The 2254-nt window shown below is 42.1% G+C and carries 3 protein-coding genes; all 3 read right to left on the minus strand.

Going from position 1 to position 2254, the window contains the following annotated elements; genetic code table 11:
- Nucleotides 1–902 (minus strand): catechol 1,2-dioxygenase (catA, locus tag AC1M9P_RS14580; RefSeq protein WP_481588084.1); only part of this gene is annotated, 902 nt, incomplete at its 3' end.
- A 150-nt stretch (nucleotides 903–1052) separates the two neighbouring features.
- Complete coding sequence (gene catC, locus AC1M9P_RS14585; RefSeq protein WP_092766278.1) at nucleotides 1053–1343, minus strand: muconolactone Delta-isomerase; 291 nt, start codon at nucleotides 1341–1343, stop codon at nucleotides 1053–1055.
- Between the two features lie 26 nt (nucleotides 1344–1369).
- Nucleotides 1370–2254, minus strand: an 885-nt coding sequence (locus tag AC1M9P_RS14590; protein WP_481588085.1) for a muconate/chloromuconate family cycloisomerase, incomplete at its 5' end; no start/stop codon positions are given.

Consider the following 2254-nt stretch of genomic DNA (forward strand, 5'->3'; position numbering starts at 1 on the left):
CGTTCAACTTCAGTAGAAGGCGCACCTTCAACGTCTTTCACTAATTCAATGTCAAATTGAATATGTTTGAACGCACCTTTCAGACCACGACGAGCAATTTCAGCTTCATCAGTTACGTCTACAGCAGTTGCCACTAAGCCATCACGCGTTGCAAATGCAAAGTCATCCCAAAGGTATTTATCACCTTCGATGTTGAACTGCGTAGTTAATTTACGGTAGCCAGGTGCAGTGACGAAGTAATGCACATGTGAAGGGCGGTTACCGTGACGACCAAGTTTGTCTAATACAAACTGAGTTGTACCTTCTGGTGGGCAGCCATAACCTACAGGCATTGTGGTTAATGCTGTATATTGACCTTGTGCATCGGTGAAGATCGTACGACGTAAGTTGAAGTCAGATTGAGACTTATCAAAGAACGAGTAGTTACCTAAGCTGTTTGCATGCCAAACTTCAACTTTAGCGCCTTCAATGATGTTACCTTCAGTATCTTTAACGATACCTTCAATAATTAAAGTTGGGATTTTGCCTTCTTCAGAACCATCATCCATACGTGCAAAACCAACTGATTCTGGTGCACCAGCGACATACAATGGACCTTCAATTGTACGTGGAGTACCACCTGTAATACCTGCTTCAGCATCTTTCTCATCTGCACGTAAATCAAGGAAATGCTCAAGACCTAAACCAGCAGCCAAAAGACCTAATTCGTTTGCTTGACCAGCATCAGTAAAGTACTCAAGACCCTTCCAAACTTCAGATTGGCTTAAATCTAAATCTTCAATCGCTTGGAATAAGTCAGATACTAAACGTACAACGATTTGTTGAACACGTTCATCAACAGGACCTGTTGCAGTATCAACGTTCATTTTTTTGACTAAAGCATTAATTTGTTCGCGGTTCATACTATTTCTCCTTAAGTATGCTTGCTGTGTGGTGGCTGACTTCTAATGTGTTTGAGCTCTCTGCCACAATCCTTGTTTAAAATGACGCTAAAAAACCTCTGGATGTATTGATGTCATGGCCTGAATCAATCAAGCCAAGACACTTAAAACTTAACGATCATCTTCACGGATAGAAGATGGGTGGCGATTTAACGCCATTACTTCGATATTCATATATGGGTAAAGCGGAAGACCTTGTAAAATTGAATGAAGCTCTTCATTGCTTTCCACATCAAAAATACTGATGTTTGAATACTGACCTGTGATTCGCCAGATATGACGCCACTTGCCTTGTTGCTGTAACTCTTGCGAATACGCCTTTTCAACAGCTTTGATCTCATTCGCTTTTTCAACTGGCATATCCAGTGGGATGTTCACATCCATTCGTACATGAAACAGCATGTCTCACTCCTGATGTATCACGTCGCTTATTTGCGGCGAAGGTTGTCAATCTTGTCTAAATCCAACTCAATACCTAAACCATTGCCTTGAGGCAGATGTAATTCGAAATCACGATATTGAAGCGGGGTCTTTAAAATTTCGTCAGTTAACAGCAATGGACCAAATAATTCAGTGCCATATGCCAAATTCTCAAAGGTCGAGAACAAATGTGCAGAAGCGATGGTGCCAACAGAACCTTCAAGCATCGTGCCACCATACAGATCTACACCAGCGAGGTTTGCAATGGTTGCTACATCACGACCTTCGAGTAGGCCACCAGACTGAGCAACTTTTACAGCAAACACAGAAGCAGCATTACGCTTCGCTAAACGATAAGCTGTACTTGGACCCATCAATGACTCATCCGCCATAATGGCAATATCAAAACGACGAGTTAAACGCTCCATGGCATCAATATTGTCAATCGCACATGGCTGTTCAATTAGATCCACACCGCCATCTTGCAGAAGCTGAATACCTTTGATCGCTTCTAACTCAGACCAAGCACGGTTCACATCGACACGGATAGAAATATCAGCACCTAACGCTTTTTTGATGGTGAGAACATGCTCAACATCTGCTTCTACAGCACGAGAACCAATTTTTAATTTAAAGAAGTTATGACGCTTAGCTTCGATCATCTTTTTCGCTTCAGCGATATCTTTATCCGTATCACCAGAAGCCAACACCCAAAGCACAGGGACGCTGTCACGCAGACGGCCACCTAACACTTCAGACAGAGGCAAGCCTAAACGTTGAGCTTGAATATCGAGTAAAGCAGTTTGAATGGCACATTTTGCAAAACGGTTGCCATTAATATTCTTCTTCAACACTTGCATAATTTGAGCAACGTTGAGATCAGTAAAAGTTTT

It is taken from the genome of Acinetobacter sp. 25-47-122 (genome assembly GCF_056779695.1).